Source organism: Sphingosinicella microcystinivorans, assembly GCF_003634215.1.
Lineage (GTDB): Bacteria > Pseudomonadota > Alphaproteobacteria > Sphingomonadales > Sphingomonadaceae > Sphingosinicella > Sphingosinicella microcystinivorans.
Genome location: NZ_RBWX01000008.1, coordinates 305,751 through 321,189, shown reverse-complemented (window position 1 = coordinate 321,189; position 15,439 = coordinate 305,751). Strand labels below are relative to the sequence as shown.

Genomic DNA, 15,439 nt, shown 5'->3' with positions numbered 1-15,439 from the left:
TCAGGACTAGTAATCCTGATCAGGATGATCATCAGGTAGGGGAGAGAGGCGATGGCTACGTTGCCCGGGGTTTCACGGCGTCAGCTGATCGGCGGCGCGGTTGCAGCAGCCGCTGTGACCGGTTTTCCGATGATCAACACGGGCATGTTCCGTGCTCACGCCGCCGCGACGAAGGCCTATTCGAAGCGCGCTGTCGACCTCGTCAAGCAATCGCTCGTCATCGATATGCTTGCTCCGCTCAAGATCGATTTTCGGTCTGAATATTACGCCAATCCGCTCAGCGAGAAGGATGCTGCCGATTTCCGCGCCAGCGGCATCACCGGCTTCCACAATTCCGTCGGCATAGGCGGTCCGGATGCCTATGCCGATACGCTGGGCTGGTTCGCCGCGTGGCAGGGCTTTGCCGGCCGCAACGCGCATGTGTTCTCGCTCGTCGGCAAGGCCGAGGATCTCGATCGCGCCAAGCGCGATGGCAAGTGCGCCGTCATCATGGGCGTCCAGAACTCCGAGCACTTCCGCAAGGTGGAAGACGTGAAGGCGTTCTACGAGATCGGCCAGCGCTGCTCGCAGCTCACCTACAACAGCCAGAACCTCCTCGGCTCGGGCAGCACCGAGCGCGTCGACGGCGGCGTCACGGATTTCGGCGCTGCGATCATCGAAGCGATGAACAAGGTCGGGATGCTCGTCGACGTGTCGCACTGCGGCGACCGCACGACGCTCGACGCCATCGCCATTTCGCCAAAGCCGATCGCGATCACGCACAGCAATTGCCGCGCGCTCGTCAACCACCCGCGCGTCAAGACCGATGAAGCGATCAAGGCGCTCGGCGCGAAGGGCGGCGTGATGGGTATCACCGGCGTGCGCATGTTCGTCAGCGAGAAGGAACCGACGACAATCGCAAACATCGTCGATCACATCGATCATGCCGTGAAGCTGATCGGCGTCGATCACGTCGGCATCGGTTCGGATGCCGATCTCAACGGCTATGATGATATGCCTGCCGATCAGTACAAGATGCTGAAGGCCGGCTACAAATCGAGCTACGCATTCCGAGACAAGATCGATACGGATGGTTTCGATCATCCGATGAAGACTTACGACCTCGTTGAGGAACTTATTCGCCGCAAATATTCGAACGAGAACATCACGGCCATCCTGGGAGGGAATTTCAGGCGGCTGTTGGGTGCGACCTGGGCATAAAGCTCAGGCGATAAAACGGGGGGCAGGTTCGAAATGGTGGCAACTCATATTCACGGCGTACCGCAGGCGGTCGCACGCAATCTTTCATTCTAGCTAAGAGAACAGACTGGTCCCCATGCATATGTCGTCTTTCCCCGGTAATGCCCAGCTTCGGCTTCCGACCCCGTATTTGCTGTTTCTGGGGGACATTGTAGAAAGCGGTTACGCGAAAACGGCGTTTGGTCTTCGCGACTGGGCGGGCGACAAGTGCGTGGGGGAGTACCGGCTTGCGGCGGGAACGGTGACGGCGGGTTTGGCTGAGCTGACGCCTGCGGAAGGTTATGCGCGGGGTGCGCGATCGATGGTGATCGGCGTTGCACCTGGCGGCGGCGTGATTGCGCCGTCGTGGGTGCCTGCGCTCGTGGAAGCGCTTGAGGCCGGCCTTGATCTCATCAGCGGTATGCACGTTCGTCTCGGGGATGTGCCCGAGCTTGCCGAAGCGGCTGCGAAGCATGACCGGCGGCTTATTGACGTGCGCGTCCCGCCGACGGGTCTGCCCGTGGGGACCGGCCGCAAGCGGACCGGCAAGCGCCTGCTGACGGTGGGAACGGACTGCGCGCTCGGCAAGAAATACACGGCGCTTTCGCTGGCAAACGCCTTTGCAGAGCGCGGTGTCGACGCCGATTTCCGCGCCACGGGGCAGACCGGTATCATGATCGCGGGCGGCGGTATCCCGATGGATGCCGTAGTATCCGATTTCGAGGCCGGCGCCGCCGAGGTGCTGAGCCCCGATGCGGCACCCGACCATTGGGATGTGATCGAGGGGCAGGGTTCGCTGTTCCACCCGGCCTACGCAGCCGTATCTCTGGGCCTTCTGCACGGCAGTCAGCCCGATGTGATCGTGGTGTGCCATCAGCCCGGACGCACGGAGATCATCGGTGCGCCGGGGTATGCGATTCCGAGCCTTGAAGAGACGATCGAACTCAACCTTCTGCTCGGCCGCCGCACCAATCCGGCGATCCGCTGCGCGGGTGTCGCCTTCAACACCAGCGGCATGGATGCCGCCGAAGCGGACGCGCTCATGGAAGCCGAAAGCAAACGTCTTGGCCTCCCGGTTGCGGATCCGATCCGCGGCGGTGCGGCTTTCCAGAAACTCGTCGACAACTGCCTGGGATAATATTGATGACAGCCACGACAACCACACGATCGTCGTGGTTCCAGCGCTTCCTGTTACCGGGTCTCATCTTCAAGGGCGTCGTGATCGGCGGCGGCTATGCAACGGGCCGCGAGCTTGCCGAATTCTTTCTCGGCAGCGGGCCGTTCGGCGGGCTCATGGGCATCCTGCTCGCCATGCTCGTCTGGAGCGCGGTGTGCGCGGTGACATTCCTGTTTTCGTATCGATTTTCGCTCTACAACTACCGCGACTTCTTCAAGGGCTTGCTCGGGCCGGGCTGGGTGGTGTTCGAAATCGCCTACCTGGCATTGCTGGTGCTCATTCTGGCGGTCGTTGCGGCGGCCGCGGGCACGATCGGCGCGGAGGTGTTCGGCCTGCCGCAGATTGTCGGCACGCTCTTCCTCGTATTCGCGATCGCCGCGACGGCAAGTTTCGGCAATGCGGGCGTGGAGCACGTCTTCAAATATGCCTCGAGCTTCATCTATCTGACCTATGCGGTGTTCCTCGTGCTCGCGCTGTCGACGTTCGGAGACAGGATCGCGCCGTCTCTGGCGCTCGATGTTCCCACGACAGGCTGGGTCATGGGCGGCCTGACGTACGCCAGCTACAACGTGGTCGGCGCGATTGCCGTGCTTTCGTTCGTGACGAACTTCACACGGCCGCGCGATGCGGTGATCGCGGGGGTCGTCGCCGGTCCGCTCGCGATGATTCCGGCGATCGCCTTCTTCCTCTGCATGGTCGCGTTCTATCCGGAAATCGCGAATGTCGCGTTGCCGTCCGATTTCCTGCTGCGCCGGATGGAAGCGCCATGGCTTCAGATCGTTTTTCAGCTGATGATCTTCTGCGCGCTGCTTGAAACGGGCGTGGGCATCATCACCTCGCTCAACGAGCGCATTGCCGGTGTCGTGGAAACGCGCGGCAAGCGCTTTACGCCGCCTGCCCGTCTTGGGGTTTCGGCGGCGGTTCTGCTCGTCTGCGGCTTCGTCGCCGCACGGGTCGGCCTTATCGATCTCATCGCATCGGGCTACGGCGCATTCGGTTACATCATGCTCGCGGTGTTCGTCGTGCCGCTGCTCACGCTCGGCGTTGCAAAGGTTCTGAGGAGTCGAGCGGACGCCGCATAAATGCCATACTCAATCGCGATCGCCGAGAGCGATACCCGTCGCTGTCCCAGGGCCTCGGGGTTCGAAGTTCGGTGAGCGTGCGCCGGTCGATCCGGGACGATGTTCTCGGATCGACCGGCAAGCCGTTCGCGGTGACGAAAAAGGGAGATTTGAAATGAAGCGTGTTCTTGCCTCCGTCCTCCTTGCCGCCGCCTTTCCGGCTTCCGCAGAAACGCTGCACCAGCGCACGCTGACACTCGATACGCACCTCGATACGCCGATGCATTTCGCGCGTCAGGGCTGGAGCTTCGGCGACAAGCACAGCTACGACACCGATCTCGTTCAGGTCGACATGGGCCGCATGGACGAAGGCGATCTCGATGGCGGCTTCTTCGTGATTTACACGGAGCAGGGGCCGGTGACGCCCGAGGGCTTTGCGAAGGCGAAGGCGTTTGCGCTCGGTCGCGCCGATCTCATCCGCACGACGCTGGCGAAGTTCCCGGACCGCATCGCGCTCATCTCGACCGCGGCGGATGCAAAGCGCATGGACGCAGAGGGGAAGCGCTTCGGATGGCTCAGCATCGAAAATTCCTACCCGCTCGGTGAAGACCTTTCGCTCTTGAAGACCTTCTACGATCTCGGCGTGCGGCTGGCGGGGCCGGTGCACGGCAAGAACAACCAGTTCGCCGATTCCGCGACCGACACGCCGAAGTGGAACGGCCTCAGCCCGCTCGGGCGGCAGTGGGTCGCCGAGATGAACCGGCTTGGCATGGTGATCGACGGCAGCCACTCTTCTGACGCGGCGTTCGATCAGATGCTGGCGCTCTCGAAGACACCGCTGATCCTCTCGCACTCGGGTTCGAAGACGATCTCGGATCAGCCCCGGAATCTCGATGACGCGCGCATCCGCAAACTTGCCGAAGCAGGCGGCGTGATCTGCGTTACCACCGTGTTCCTCGCCCCGATGAACTTCACACCCGAACGCAACGCACTCTTCGCGCAGCTCGAAAACATCGGCACGATGACGCCCGAGGAACAGGCGAAGTTGACGCGTGAAACGCGCGCGCTCGATGCTGTTCTGCCGATCCAGAACACCGATTTCGAAGCCTTCATGAAAAGCCTGCTGCACATCATCAAGGTGGCGGGCGTTGATCATGTCGGCATCGGCGCGGACTGGGACGGTGGCGGCGGCGTCAAGGGCCTCGAGGATATCGGGGGCCTCCCCAAGGTCACGGAGCGCCTGCACGCCGAGGGCTTTTCGGACGCAGACATCGAGAAGATCTGGAGCGGCAACGTGCTTCGCGTCCTGCGCCTCGCCGAGGAAAACGCCGCGCAGCATTGATCCGCTTTTCTGTTATCAGTGAGCGATGTCGAACACGTCGCCACGCCGCTTTGCCCCTGCAACCGCCCGTAATCGGGATCCGATCCTGGGCGTTTTGGGGCCATTGCTCCCCGAATCGGGGGTCGTGCTCGAAATCGCGAGCGGAACCGGCGAGCATGTCGTGCACTTCGCGCGTGCGCGGCCTGACATCGTCTGGCAGCCGAGCGACCCGTCCTCCGACGCGCGCGAATCAATCGCGGCGTGGGTGGCGACCGAGGGCTTGTCGAATGTGCGGCCGCCGCTTGCGCTCGACGCGGCAGCGGAAGACTGGCCGGTGGCCCATGTCGATGCCGCGGTCTGCATCAACATGCTGCATATCAGTCCGTGGGCTGCCACGGAGGGCCTGATGAAGGGGGTCGGTCAGCGCCTTGCCCCCGGCGGCCTCCTCTACATCTACGGGCCGTTCCGACGCGCCGATACGCCAACGGCGCCAAGCAACGATGCGTTCGATGCCGATCTCAAAAGCCGCGACGCCCGCTGGGGGCTCAGGATGCTGGAGGACGTAAGCGCCGAAGCGGAGGTGAACGGCCTCGGCTTCGAAGGTTTCGTGGAAATGCCCGCGAACAACCTGTCGCTCATCTTCCGGAAGCGCTAACCCCCAAAATGGAAACGGCGCAGGTTGCCCCGCGCCGTTCCTTTTCATCACGAAACCTGATGTCAGGCGTTCGCTTCGCCTTCGGCCTCTTCGGCCTCGGCCTCAGCGGCGAATTCGCCCGGCTCAAGGTTGGGGTCGCGTTCTTCGGTGAAGCCGCTCACGTCCTTTTCGAACATGTCGGCCAGAACGTCGACGCCCTGTGCCTGCAGATCGGCTTCGTCAGCCGAGCGGGCGACGTTCGCCTCGATCTCGATGCTGACTTCCGGGTGGAGCGCCACACGAACCTTGTGCAGGCCCAGCGCCTTGATCGGCGTGTTCAGCACCACCTGGTTCTTGTGGACGGCGATGCCGTTCGCCTCGGTCAGCGCCTCGGCGATGTCGCGCGCGGCGACCGAGCCGTAGAGGTGGCCGGCATCCGAAGCAGCACGGATCAGCACGATCTTCGCGCCATTCAGCTTCTTGGAGTCGACTTCAGCACCGGAGCGCTTCTCGGCGTTTTCCTTCTCGATGCGCTCGCGATTCGCTTCGAACTTCGCCTTGTTGGCTTCGTTCGCGCGAAGCGCCTTGCCGCGCGGCAGCAGGAAGTTGCGGGCGTAGCCCGGCTTCACCGAAACCACGTCGCCGATGCCGCCGAGGTTCTCGACGCGCTCAAGCAGGATGATGTCCATAGCCATGGGTCTTATCCTTCCTTAGCGAACGAGGAACGGCAGCAGGCCGAGGTGGCGGGCGCGCTTGATCGCCTTGGCCAGCTCACGCTGCTTCTTGGCCGACACCGCGGTGATGCGGCTCGGCACGATCTTGCCGCGCTCGGAGACGAAGCCCTGCAGAAGGCGCACGTCCTTGTAATCGATCTTCGGCGCATCGGCCCGGCTGAACGGGCAGGTCTTGCGGCGGCGGAAAAACGGGCGTGCCATCGTTATTCTCCTTCACGCTCGCGGCGCGGGCCGCGGTCACGATCGCCACCGCGATCTCCGCGGTCGCCGCGCGGTCCGCGCGAATCGCGGTCGCCGCGATCGCTCTTGCGCATCATCGCCGAGGGCTCTTTTTCAAGCTCGTCGACGCGAATGGTCTGGTAGCGGATCACATCTTCGTTGATCGCAATGTTGCGCTCCAGCTCGTGCACTGCTGGGGCCGGAGCCTCGATGTTGAGCAGCACGTAGTGCGCCTTGCGATTCTTCTTGATGCGGTAGGCGAGGCTCTTCAGGCCCCAATATTCGGTCTTTGCAACCTTGCCTGCGCCGTCCTCGATGATCTTCGTGAACGTTTCGGCAAGGCTATCCACCTGCGCGGTGGACAGATCCTGGCGCGCCAGGAAAACATGCTCGTAAGAGGGCATGGTCCTATCTTCTCCTCAAATACCGATCGCTGACGACGGGCAATCCGCCGCCCCTCCGGCTGGCTACGGGATACAAAAACAAGCGGCGGGAAGGCTGGCTCCCCGCCGCTGGTGACGGCCCTATGGCGCAAAAGCGCCGGAAAGGCAAGCGCGGTTAGGCTGCGCTGGTCGAGGTGTAGAGCGCCCAGAGACCGGCGACGCCACTGTAGCCGCTTTTCTCCGGAATGCTCTTGAACGTGGTCGATGCGGCCGAGCGGTTGCCCGCGCGAAGCTGGCTGATACCCGCCAGGATCTTGGCCTGATCCGCCGAGGCGCCGCCCGCCTTGGCGGCTGCGCCGTAAAGCGCGGCAGCCTTGGCATAGTCGCCCGCGCCGAAGGCCACGTGACCGGCCTGCAGTTGGCCCGCACCGTCCTTCGGAAGCTTCGAAACGCCGGCGGAAGCCGCTGAAGCGCGCTTCGTGGCGGCTTCGAGAAGGCGGGCGTTCATCGCATCGCTCGCCGGAATGGTGCCGGCCTTCATGCCGCTTTCCAGCGTCCGCTTTGCGATCGCAGGCTGGTTCGCGACGATCGCGAGCTTGGCATATTCCTGATAGTCCTCGGGCTTCGTGATGTTGCCCGTCTGCTCCATCAGCTCGAAGAGCGCGAGCTTCGCTTCACGCGGCATCTGCCCGTTCTTCATGTCGATGAGCAGAGCACGCCAGCGCGCAGGCGACGGGTCGATCTTGATGAGCCGCTCGGTCGTGGCGAGGTAGCCCTTCTTGTCGTCCATCTTGAACTGGGCGTTGGCAAGGCTCTGCAGCCAGCCCTCGCGCGCGCCATGCTGCTTGATAAGGCTCTGGTAAACGTCTGCGGCGCCCTTGAAGTTGCCCTGACGGAAATAGGACTGCGCGACGATCGTCTGGCCCTGCACGCCGCCCGTCTTCTTGCCGAGCGTGATCGCCTTGTCGAGCTGACCGGCGCGGTAATAGAGCGGTGCGAGCTGCGAGGCGGGCGCCCCGATGCCCTCGAGCTCCTGCGCGGCAGCGGCCCAGCGGCCACCCTTGGTGTGCACGAAGGCAGCCATTTCGGCGACCTTGCGGCGTTCAGTTGCGGTGCTCGCTGCGCTGCGGGCGGCGTTTACACGCGCCGTTGCGGCGGCAAGGTTGCCGGCTTTCGCGAGGCTCGAGGCTTCCTGCAGCGGTTTACCGACGCTCGGCGAGAGCGCCTGTGCCACGGCGGGCGTCGAAAGGGCTGCGGGAACCGCGAGCGCCAACGCGGCAGCCATCGTCAAGCGGGAAACAAACGTCATCGTAATCCTTCCACTCCCAGTTTTGGGTCCAGTGTGCCGAACTCCCGGCACATAAACGCTCGAAGAGGCCCTCCGCTCCAAGCCTTTGACCATGCTTTATTACACGGCAATGATGGCCCGCAACTGAACGAGCCGTTCATCACGGCGAATGAAAACCGCGCGAACCTTAACGATTCGGAGCCGAATCGCAACATTCCTCTGTCGCTTGCGCGTGCGCACGGACATCACTAATCGCCTGCCGCAGGCATCATAATCAACGAAGAAGGGGCCGCCCTTATGGCACGCGCATTCATTTTCCCGGGGCAGGGCAGCCAGTCGGTCGGCATGGGGCAGGCCCTGAGCCAGGCGAGCGCAGCCGCGCGCGAGGTGTTTCAGGAGGTCGACGAGGCGCTCGGGCAGAACCTTTCGAAGCTGATGTTCGAAGGGCCGGAGGCCGATCTCACGCTCACGGAGAACGCTCAGCCCGCGATCATGGCGAACGCCATCGCGGCGCTCCGCGTGCTTGAAAAGGAAGGCGGATTGCTGCTCGCCGACAAGGCCGCCTACGTGGCGGGCCATAGCCTCGGTGAATACACGGCGCTGTGCGCGGCCGGCAGCCTTGGCCTTGCCGAGACGGCGCGGCTCCTGAAGCTGCGTGGGCAGGCGATGCAGGCGGCGGTGCCGGTGGGCGAAGGCGCGATGGCCGCGCTGCTCGGCCTTGATTTCGAAGCCGCCGTGAAGGCCGCGGCGGAAGGCGCGCAGGGTGAAGTCTGCCAGGCCGCCAACGACAACGCGCCGGGGCAGGTCGTCATTTCGGGCCACAAAGCCGCCGTCGAGCGCGCCATCGAGATCGCCAAGGGGCTCGGCGCGAAGCGCGGCATGTTGCTGCCGGTGTCCGCGCCCTTCCACTGTTCGCTGATGGCACCTGCCGCCGAAAAAATGGCCGAAGCGCTCGCGGGCGCAAATATTGCCGCGCCGTTCGTGCCGGTGGTCGCCAATGTCACCGCCGCGCCTGTCGCCGATCCGGTTGAAATCCGCCGGCTTCTCGTCGAACAGGTCACCGGCACCGTGCGCTGGCGCGAAAGCGTCCTTGCAATGGCCGGTCTCGGGGTCGACAGCTTCGTCGAGTTCGGCGGCAAGGTGCTCGGACCCATGATCAAGCGCATCGCGCCCGATGCGACAACGCTCAGCCTTGTTTCGATGGACGACATCGAAGCGGCGGCGAAGACACTTTAAGGGAGGGGCAAGGCATGTTCGATCTCACCGGGATGAAGGCGCTCGTCACGGGCGCCAGCGGCGGCATCGGTTCGGCGATCGCGAAAGCGCTTGCGGCGCAGGGCGCGACCGTTGCGCTGTCCGGCACCCGCGAGGACGCCCTGAAGGCTGTGGCGGCCGAAATCGGCGGCACCACGCACATCCTCCCCTGCAACCTTTCGGACAGCGCGGCGGTCGACGCGCTCGTCGGGCAGGCGGTCGAGGCGATGGGTGGCATAGACATCCTCGTCAACAATGCGGGCGTCACGCGCGACAACCTCGCGATGCGCATGAAGGATGATGAGTGGTCGGATGTGATCCGCATCAACCTCGAAGCTGCCTTCCGCCTGTCGCGCGCGGCGCTGAAGCCCATGATGAAGGCGCGTTTCGGGCGTATCATTTCGGTCACGTCGGTCGTCGGCGCCACCGGCAACCCCGGTCAGATGAACTACGCGGCCTCGAAAGCCGGCCTCGTCGGCATGTCGAAGGCGCTGGCGCAGGAAGTCGCCAGCCGCAACATCACCGTGAACTGCGTGGCGCCCGGCTTCATCGTCTCGGCGATGACGGATGCGCTGCCCGAAGCGCAAAAAGAGGCGCTTACGGGGCGGATTCCGGCCGGTCGCCTCGGTGAAGGGGGCGATGTGGCGGGGGCCGTCGTCTATCTCGCCAGCCGCGAGGCCGCATACGTCACCGGGCAGACTCTGCACGTAAATGGCGGAATGGCGATGATCTGAGCTACACGAGGACTTGCAAGGCTTCGGCCACACGGCTACTGCCAAATCAAACGTAATCCTGTTCTTCTGAGGGGACCATTATATGAGCGATGTCGCAGAACGTGTGAAGAAGATCGTCGTCGAACACCTCGGCGTCGAGCCGGACAAGGTGACCGAGGACGCGAGCTTCATCGACGATCTCGGCGCGGACAGCCTCGACACCGTCGAGCTGGTGATGGCGTTCGAGGAAGAGTTCGGGGTCGAAATCCCTGATGATGCTGCCGAGAAGATCCTCACCGTCAAGGACGCGATCGGCTACATCGAGGAAAACAGCGCCGCCTGACACGGGGACGCTTGCCGGATTTAACGGCACGGAATCGCGAGCGGCTCCCCGGAAAAGCCGGAGGGCCGCTCGCTTGTTATCAGGACACGGGAGAACCGAATGCGCCGCGTCGTCGTCACCGGACTGGGTCTTGTCACACCGCTTGGCGGAGACGTTGAATCCAGCTGGCGCAATATCCTTGCCTCGAAGTCGGGCGCTGCGCGCATCACCCGGTTCGATCCTTCGGATCAGGCGTGCACGATCGCGTGCGAAGTGAAGATGGATGGCCGCGCGGACGGCTGGGACGTCTCGAAGCGCGTCGATCACAAGGTTCAGCGCCAGGTCGATCTTTTCATTCAGTTCGGCATCGATGCTGCCGGTCAGGCGATCGAGGACGCGGGCCTCGCGAACCTCACCGACGAGCAGAAGCTGCGCGCGGGCTGCTCGATCGGCTCGGGTATCGGCGGCCTGCCGGGCATCGAATCCGAATCGATCGTGCTCCACGAAAAGGGCCCGCGCCGCGTCAGCCCGCACTTCGTGCACGGCCGCCTCATCAACCTCGTGTCGGGTCAGGTCTCGATCAAGTACGGCCTGATGGGCCCGAACCACGCCGTCGTCACCGCCTGCTCCACGGGCGCGCACTCGATCGGCGATGCGGCTCGCATGATCGCGCTCGATGATGCGGACATCATGCTCGCGGGCGGTGCGGAAAGCGCGATCTGCCCGCTCGGCATTGCCGGTTTCGCGCAGGCACGCGCGCTTTCCACCGCGTTCAACGACCAGCCGGAACGCGCCAGCCGCCCCTACGACAAGGACCGCGACGGTTTCGTCATGGGCGAAGGCGCGGGTGTCGTCGTGCTCGAAGAGTATGAGCACGCGAAGAAGCGCGGCGCAAAGATTTACGGCGAAGTCGTCGGCTACGGCCTCACGGGCGATGCCTACCACGTCACGGCGCCGCATCCGGAGGGCTTCGGCGGTTTCCGCTCGATGCAGATGGCGCTGAAGAAGGCGGGCCTCAATCCGGCCGACATCGATTACATCAACGCACACGGCACCTCGACGCCGCTTGGCGACGAGATCGAGCTCGGTGCGGTCCGCCGCCTGTTCGGCAGCGCGATGGAAACGGTGTCGATGTCGTCGACGAAGAGCGCGATCGGGCACCTTCTTGGCGGCGCGGGCGCGGTGGAGACGATCTTCTGCCTGCTCGCCATCCGCGATCAGATCGCCCCGCCGACGATCAACCTCGAAAACCCGAGCGACGGCTGCGCCGGTGTCGACCTCGTTCCGCTCGTCGCGCGCGAGCGGAAGATCAAGGCTGCACTCAACAACAGCTTCGGCTTCGGCGGCACCAACGCCTCGCTGATCGTCAAGGCGCTCTGACTCTATGAAAAAGCTGCTGGTCGCCATCGTCATCGCGGCGCTGGCGGCTGCTGCCGTGCTTGGCTTCCAGTGGACCGCCACCGGTCCGCTCACGAAGGACGCCGACATCATCGTGCCGCGCGGCGCGTCGCTCGCCGCCACCGCTGTTCAGCTTGAAGACGCGGGCGCGATCCGCTCGTCGGACGCGTTCCGATTGATGGCGCGGGTGCTCGGCACCGGCGCGCCGATCAAGGCCGGCGAGTTCCGCATCCCGGCGGGGAGCAGCGCGGCGGCAATCCTGCGCATCCTCCAGTACGGCGAGCCGCTCCAGCGGCTCATCGTCGTACCCGAGGGGCTGCCCTCGATTCTCGTCCATGAAAAGCTGATGGCCGAGGACCTGCTGACCGGCGAGGTCGATGTGCCCGCGGAAGGCTCGGTGCTGCCTGGAGGCTACAGCTTCGAACGCGGCGAGCCGCGAGCCGCCGTGCTCACGCGGATGCAGGAGGCGATGACGAAGACGCTCGCCGAACTCTGGGCCGCACGCAAACCCTCTTCGGTCGTCAAGACGCCCGAGGAGGCGGTGAACCTCGCCGCCATCGTCGAAAAGGAAACCGCGAAGGCGGAGGAACGACGGACGATCGCGGGCGTCTATTCGAACCGTCTGCGCATCGGCATGATGCTGCAGGCCGATCCCACGGTCATCTACCCGATCACCAAGGGCAAGCCGCTCGGCCGCCGCATCCGGCAGTCGGAGCTTCGTGCCGATAACGGCTACAACACCTATGCGAAGGCGGGACTTCCGACCGGTCCGATCGCCAATCCGGGGCGTGCTTCTATCGAAGCCGTTCTCGATCCGGAAACCACCGATGCGCTGTATTTCGTCGCGGACGGCACCGGCGGCCACGTGTTCGCGCGCACGCTCGACGAGCACAACGCCAATGTCGTGAAGTGGCGGGCGATCCGCCGCGAACGCGGCGAGCTATAGGCGGCGAACTGCCGTCACAGGCGCATCGTACTGCGGCAGCAGGCGGCCCACCACGTCGTCGAGCGGCTCGATCACCGTCGACATGAAGAAGGCGTTGGCGTGGAGCAGCCGCGTCTCGTCGAACATGAAGCCGACATGGCCGGGGAAGAACACGAGGTCGCCGCGCCGGTAGCGCCGGTCTTCAACCTCCTGCCCAAGCGCGGCCTGCATGTCGCTGTCGCGAGGACAATCGACGCCGCAGGCACCGAGCGCGATCTGCACGAGCCCCGAGCAGTCGAGCCCGCCGCGCGTGCGGCCACCCCACTTGTAGGGCGTGCCAAGGAACATCTCGGCGATCACGACCGGATCGGCGGCGTATTCATCGATCGCGGCGATGTGGCGCCTGTGAACATAGCCCCCGGCGGCCGCCACGAATTTCTCGTCATGTGCCGCAGCGGTGGTCAGCGCCCCCATGGGCAGCGCGCCGATAACGGTGGATTTGATGTCCGCCTTCGCGAAAACGAGCGCGGTGGGCGCGGAAATGCGGTGTGTCTGCGTGTCCACCGTCTCCGCCAGCAGCGCGGCATCGACATAGCCGACATAACGGTCGTGAACGCTGTAGCCCCAGGCAACGCCGCCTGACACGTCGAGCACATCGAAGGCTTCGCCCGAAAGCAGCTCGCTAACGGCGACAGCGTCCGCCTCCGGCGCCTTGCGGATAGGGGCCTGCGGCGCGCTCAGCCGATAGCGGACGGGACGTGCGAAGCGCGATGCGTCCACAACCCCTTCAAGCGCGGTATCGGCAAGGTCGTCCCGCCACGCGTTTATGCGCGGGTCGGGGCGTTCGGGGCTAGAGGTAAGCCCGATCTTCGCGGTTTTGGTTGCGGTCGGCATGGCCCTGCGTTGTCTCGATCATTCCTGCGAAGGTTTCGAGGAATTCGTGGCCCTGCGCCGTCCGCTCGACGAAGATGTTGCGCAGGTCACTCTCGTCCTTCTGGCGGCGGATATAGCCGAAGGCGCCGAGCGTGTTGAGTGCCCGCGTGATGACCGGTTTCGAAACCCTGAGCTTGGCAGCGAGGCCCCGCACCGTGTGCGGCCCTTGTGTCAGGTACACGACGAGCAGCAGCGCCATCTGCCGGTTGGTAAGATCCGGGCGGTTCGATTGCACATAGGCAATGACCGTCTGCATCCAGGGGCTGAGGAGCGCATCGATCCGGTCGTCTAGGCCTGAAAGGGACATGGCTGTTTTCACCCGTTATCTCATTTCGGGTCACCATATTTTAACGGGAGTTAATGATGTGTTGATATTTTAGGTTAACCCGTTGAACCGTTCATTCGGCACGATGGTTGCCGTAACGCTTCTCGATATACGCCCAAAAGGCCCTGAGACCTAGCGCTTCGCCGCCTTTCGGGCGCCCGGGTTTCGCTGTCGGCGTCCACGCGAACGTATCAAGATGAGCCCAAGGTGTTTTCGGATCGACAAATTTTTCGAGATAGAGCGCTGCCGTGATTGCTCCGGCAAATCCACCCGAAGCGTTGTTGTTGATGTCCGCCACGTCGGACTTCAGCATCTCCGCATAGGGCTTCCACAGCGGCATTCGCCACACCGGGTCGGCGGTCGTCTCGGCACCTTCCAGGAGCCCCTCGGCAAGCGAATCGTCGTTGGCGAAGAGCGCGGGGAGATCGGGGCCGAGCGCCACGCGCGCCGCGCCGGTCAATGTGGCGAAGTCGAGGATCATTTCGGGGCTGTCTTCGCCCGCGAGCGCAAGCGCATCGCACAGCACGAGCCGCCCTTCCGCGTCGGTGTTGCCGATTTCGACGGAAAGCCCCTTGCGTGTCCTGATGATGTCGCCGGGGCGGAATGCGCCCCCGTCGATCGCGTTCTCGACCGCCGGGATGAGGACGCGCAGCCGCACGCGCAGCTTCGCGCCCATCACGAGACCCGCGAGCGCAAGCGCGTGCGCCGCGCCGCCCATGTCCTTCTTCATCAGCAGCATGTTGCCCGCGGTCTTGATGTCGAGCCCGCCCGAATCGAAGCACACGCCCTTGCCGATCAGCGTCAGTTTCGGATCGCCCTTGCGGCCCCAGCCCATGTCGATCAGCCGGGGTTCGCGGCCGGGGCCGGCGGCGCGGCCCACGGCGTGGATCGTCGGGAAATTTTCTGCAAGCAGATCGTCGCCGACGGTGACCTTCACCTCGGCGCCGTGGTGGCGTGCAACGTCGCGCACGGCCGCCTCCAGTGCTTCCGGCCCCATGTCTTCGGCGGGCGTGTTCACGAGATCGCGCACCAGCACCTGCGCGTCCGCAAGCCGGCGGAGCGCCGCGATATCGACCGATTTCGGCACCAGCAGCGCGCGCGGTTCAACAGGCTTGGGGTCGGAGAGGTAACGGTTGAACGTGTAATGCGCCAGGATCCAGCCGAGCGCTGCCGCGCCCGGTTCACGGCCCGCGATCCTGTATCGCCCGGCTGGCAGGGCTTTCACGGCACCGGCAAGATCCCAGGGGCCGAGCGCGGCAGGCGCGCCGAACGCGGCGCTCCAGCTTTCGGCCTCGCTCCCCGGAAGGATCACCCGCGTGCCCGCCGCGCCCTTGAACTGCGCGGCTTCCACAGCGGCCCGCGCCCGCGCGGGCAGCGCGTCGCGCCACGCTTCGAAGCCGGCGGGATCGACAAGTGCGATCTCGCGGGCGTCCTGTCCGGTGTCGTGTTCGATAAGGCTGCCAGATTCCATCGTGTTCGCGCTTTTCCGTTCCTGCTCTTCGCTTGCCGCGAAGCGGCAGACCGCCTAAACGAT

At 64.4% G+C, this 15,439-nt stretch carries 17 protein-coding genes; 10 read left to right on the top strand and 7 right to left on the bottom strand.

Translation table 11 applies throughout. From position 1 onward, the window contains the following. The first annotated feature begins 51 nt into the window (after positions 1-51). The 5 genes from DFR51_RS10510 to DFR51_RS10490 all read left to right on the top strand — a co-directional run bounded on the left by DFR51_RS10510 (position 52) and on the right by DFR51_RS10490 (position 5,432). Positions 52-1,200, top strand: a complete 1,149-nt coding sequence (locus DFR51_RS10510) for a dipeptidase (protein ID WP_121050841.1) — start codon at positions 52-54, stop codon at positions 1,198-1,200. 121 nt (positions 1,201-1,321) lie between these two features. Continuing rightward, a complete protein-coding gene (locus tag DFR51_RS10505; RefSeq protein ID WP_420853249.1) occupies positions 1,322-2,356 on the top strand; it encodes an N-acetyltransferase DgcN family protein in 1,035 nt (344 codons plus the stop codon). Positions 2,357-2,361: 5 nt separating this feature from the next. Further along, entirely contained in the window at positions 2,362-3,477 is a 1,116-nt protein-coding gene (locus DFR51_RS10500) for a YkvI family membrane protein (protein ID WP_121051543.1), read from the top strand. 154 nt (positions 3,478-3,631) lie between these two features. Continuing rightward, positions 3,632-4,798, top strand: coding sequence for a dipeptidase (locus DFR51_RS10495; RefSeq protein WP_121050835.1), 1,167 nt, complete (start codon positions 3,632-3,634; stop codon positions 4,796-4,798). Positions 4,799-4,823: 25 nt separating this feature from the next. Continuing rightward, complete coding sequence (locus tag DFR51_RS10490; protein WP_121050832.1) at positions 4,824-5,432, top strand: DUF938 domain-containing protein; 609 nt, start codon at positions 4,824-4,826, stop codon at positions 5,430-5,432. A 62-nt stretch (positions 5,433-5,494) separates the two neighbouring features. On the opposite strand, the gene rplI is transcribed toward DFR51_RS10490, so the two are convergent. The 4 genes from rplI to DFR51_RS10470 form a co-directional block, all read right to left on the bottom strand. Then, positions 5,495-6,100 (bottom strand): 50S ribosomal protein L9, encoded by a 606-nt coding sequence (gene rplI / locus DFR51_RS10485; RefSeq protein WP_121050829.1) that lies wholly within the window; start codon positions 6,098-6,100, stop codon positions 5,495-5,497. Between the two features lie 21 nt (positions 6,101-6,121). Beyond that, positions 6,122-6,346: a 30S ribosomal protein S18 gene (gene rpsR / locus DFR51_RS10480; RefSeq protein ID WP_121050826.1), complete on the bottom strand. Its 225-nt coding sequence runs from the start codon at positions 6,344-6,346 to the stop codon at positions 6,122-6,124. Between the two features lie 2 nt (positions 6,347-6,348). Next, a complete protein-coding gene (gene rpsF / locus DFR51_RS10475) occupies positions 6,349-6,768 on the bottom strand; it encodes a 30S ribosomal protein S6 (RefSeq protein ID WP_121050823.1) in 420 nt (139 codons plus the stop codon). Between the two features lie 154 nt (positions 6,769-6,922). Beyond that, positions 6,923-8,056 carry a tetratricopeptide repeat protein gene (locus DFR51_RS10470; protein ID WP_126494469.1) on the bottom strand — a complete coding sequence of 378 codons (1,134 nt, stop codon included), beginning with the start codon at positions 8,054-8,056 and terminating at the stop codon, positions 6,923-6,925. 276 nt (positions 8,057-8,332) lie between these two features. Here DFR51_RS10470 and fabD point away from each other — a divergent pair, with 276 nt between their 5' ends. The 5 genes from fabD to mltG all read left to right on the top strand — a co-directional run bounded on the left by fabD (position 8,333) and on the right by mltG (position 12,668). Then, positions 8,333-9,271 (top strand): ACP S-malonyltransferase, encoded by a 939-nt coding sequence (fabD, locus tag DFR51_RS10465; RefSeq protein ID WP_121050818.1) that lies wholly within the window; start codon positions 8,333-8,335, stop codon positions 9,269-9,271. A gap of 14 nt (positions 9,272-9,285) precedes the next feature. Then, positions 9,286-10,023: a 3-oxoacyl-[acyl-carrier-protein] reductase gene (fabG, locus tag DFR51_RS10460; RefSeq protein WP_121050815.1), complete on the top strand. Its 738-nt coding sequence runs from the start codon at positions 9,286-9,288 to the stop codon at positions 10,021-10,023. An 82-nt stretch (positions 10,024-10,105) separates the two neighbouring features. After that, the gene (locus DFR51_RS10455; protein ID WP_121050812.1) at positions 10,106-10,345 is read left to right on the top strand and encodes an acyl carrier protein; all 240 of its coding nucleotides are present in this window, start codon (positions 10,106-10,108) and stop codon (positions 10,343-10,345) included. A gap of 99 nt (positions 10,346-10,444) precedes the next feature. Then, the gene (fabF, locus tag DFR51_RS10450) at positions 10,445-11,704 is read left to right on the top strand and encodes a beta-ketoacyl-ACP synthase II (protein WP_121050809.1); all 1,260 of its coding nucleotides are present in this window, start codon (positions 10,445-10,447) and stop codon (positions 11,702-11,704) included. 4 nt (positions 11,705-11,708) lie between these two features. Continuing rightward, positions 11,709-12,668 (top strand): endolytic transglycosylase MltG, encoded by a 960-nt coding sequence (gene mltG, locus DFR51_RS10445; RefSeq protein WP_121050806.1) that lies wholly within the window; start codon positions 11,709-11,711, stop codon positions 12,666-12,668. Here the strand turns inward: mltG and DFR51_RS10440 are convergent. The 3 genes from DFR51_RS10440 to DFR51_RS10430 all read right to left on the bottom strand — a co-directional run bounded on the left by DFR51_RS10440 (position 12,663) and on the right by DFR51_RS10430 (position 15,376). Continuing rightward, positions 12,663-13,541 (bottom strand): C40 family peptidase, encoded by an 879-nt coding sequence (locus tag DFR51_RS10440; RefSeq protein ID WP_121050802.1) that lies wholly within the window; start codon positions 13,539-13,541, stop codon positions 12,663-12,665. The genes mltG and DFR51_RS10440 overlap by 6 nt on opposite strands. Beyond that, on the bottom strand, positions 13,498-13,887 hold the full coding sequence (locus DFR51_RS10435) for a MarR family transcriptional regulator (protein ID WP_243445497.1): 390 nt from the start codon (positions 13,885-13,887) through the stop codon (positions 13,498-13,500). Before DFR51_RS10435 ends, DFR51_RS10440 begins: the two co-directional genes overlap by 44 nt. A 91-nt stretch (positions 13,888-13,978) precedes the next feature. Beyond that, positions 13,979-15,376, bottom strand: coding sequence for a leucyl aminopeptidase family protein (locus tag DFR51_RS10430; RefSeq protein WP_121050799.1), 1,398 nt, complete (start codon positions 15,374-15,376; stop codon positions 13,979-13,981). Between the last annotated feature and the right edge of the window lie 63 nt (positions 15,377-15,439).

What these genes read in the sequence shown, in the direction of transcription:
- DFR51_RS10510 (WP_121050841.1), top strand. Translation starts at nt 52, where the DNA reads ATGGCTACGTTGCCCGGGGTTTCACGGCGTCAGCTGATCGGCGGCGCG.
- DFR51_RS10505 (WP_420853249.1), top strand. Translation starts at nt 1,322, where the DNA reads ATGTCGTCTTTCCCCGGTAATGCCCAGCTTCGGCTTCCGACCCCGTAT.
- DFR51_RS10500 (WP_121051543.1), top strand. Translation starts at nt 2,362, where the DNA reads ATGACAGCCACGACAACCACACGATCGTCGTGGTTCCAGCGCTTCCTG.
- DFR51_RS10495 (WP_121050835.1), top strand. Translation starts at nt 3,632, where the DNA reads ATGAAGCGTGTTCTTGCCTCCGTCCTCCTTGCCGCCGCCTTTCCGGCT.
- DFR51_RS10490 (WP_121050832.1), top strand. Translation starts at nt 4,824, where the DNA reads ATGTCGAACACGTCGCCACGCCGCTTTGCCCCTGCAACCGCCCGTAAT.
- rplI (WP_121050829.1), bottom strand. Translation starts at nt 6,100, where the DNA reads ATGGACATCATCCTGCTTGAGCGCGTCGAGAACCTCGGCGGCATCGGC.
- rpsR (WP_121050826.1), bottom strand. Translation starts at nt 6,346, where the DNA reads ATGGCACGCCCGTTTTTCCGCCGCCGCAAGACCTGCCCGTTCAGCCGG.
- rpsF (WP_121050823.1), bottom strand. Translation starts at nt 6,768, where the DNA reads ATGCCCTCTTACGAGCATGTTTTCCTGGCGCGCCAGGATCTGTCCACC.
- DFR51_RS10470 (WP_126494469.1), bottom strand. Translation starts at nt 8,056, where the DNA reads ATGACGTTTGTTTCCCGCTTGACGATGGCTGCCGCGTTGGCGCTCGCG.
- fabD (WP_121050818.1), top strand. Translation starts at nt 8,333, where the DNA reads ATGGCACGCGCATTCATTTTCCCGGGGCAGGGCAGCCAGTCGGTCGGC.
- fabG (WP_121050815.1), top strand. Translation starts at nt 9,286, where the DNA reads ATGTTCGATCTCACCGGGATGAAGGCGCTCGTCACGGGCGCCAGCGGC.
- DFR51_RS10455 (WP_121050812.1), top strand. Translation starts at nt 10,106, where the DNA reads ATGAGCGATGTCGCAGAACGTGTGAAGAAGATCGTCGTCGAACACCTC.
- fabF (WP_121050809.1), top strand. Translation starts at nt 10,445, where the DNA reads ATGCGCCGCGTCGTCGTCACCGGACTGGGTCTTGTCACACCGCTTGGC.
- mltG (WP_121050806.1), top strand. Translation starts at nt 11,709, where the DNA reads ATGAAAAAGCTGCTGGTCGCCATCGTCATCGCGGCGCTGGCGGCTGCT.
- DFR51_RS10440 (WP_121050802.1), bottom strand. Translation starts at nt 13,541, where the DNA reads ATGCCGACCGCAACCAAAACCGCGAAGATCGGGCTTACCTCTAGCCCC.
- DFR51_RS10435 (WP_243445497.1), bottom strand. Translation starts at nt 13,887, where the DNA reads ATGTCCCTTTCAGGCCTAGACGACCGGATCGATGCGCTCCTCAGCCCC.
- DFR51_RS10430 (WP_121050799.1), bottom strand. Translation starts at nt 15,376, where the DNA reads ATGGAATCTGGCAGCCTTATCGAACACGACACCGGACAGGACGCCCGC.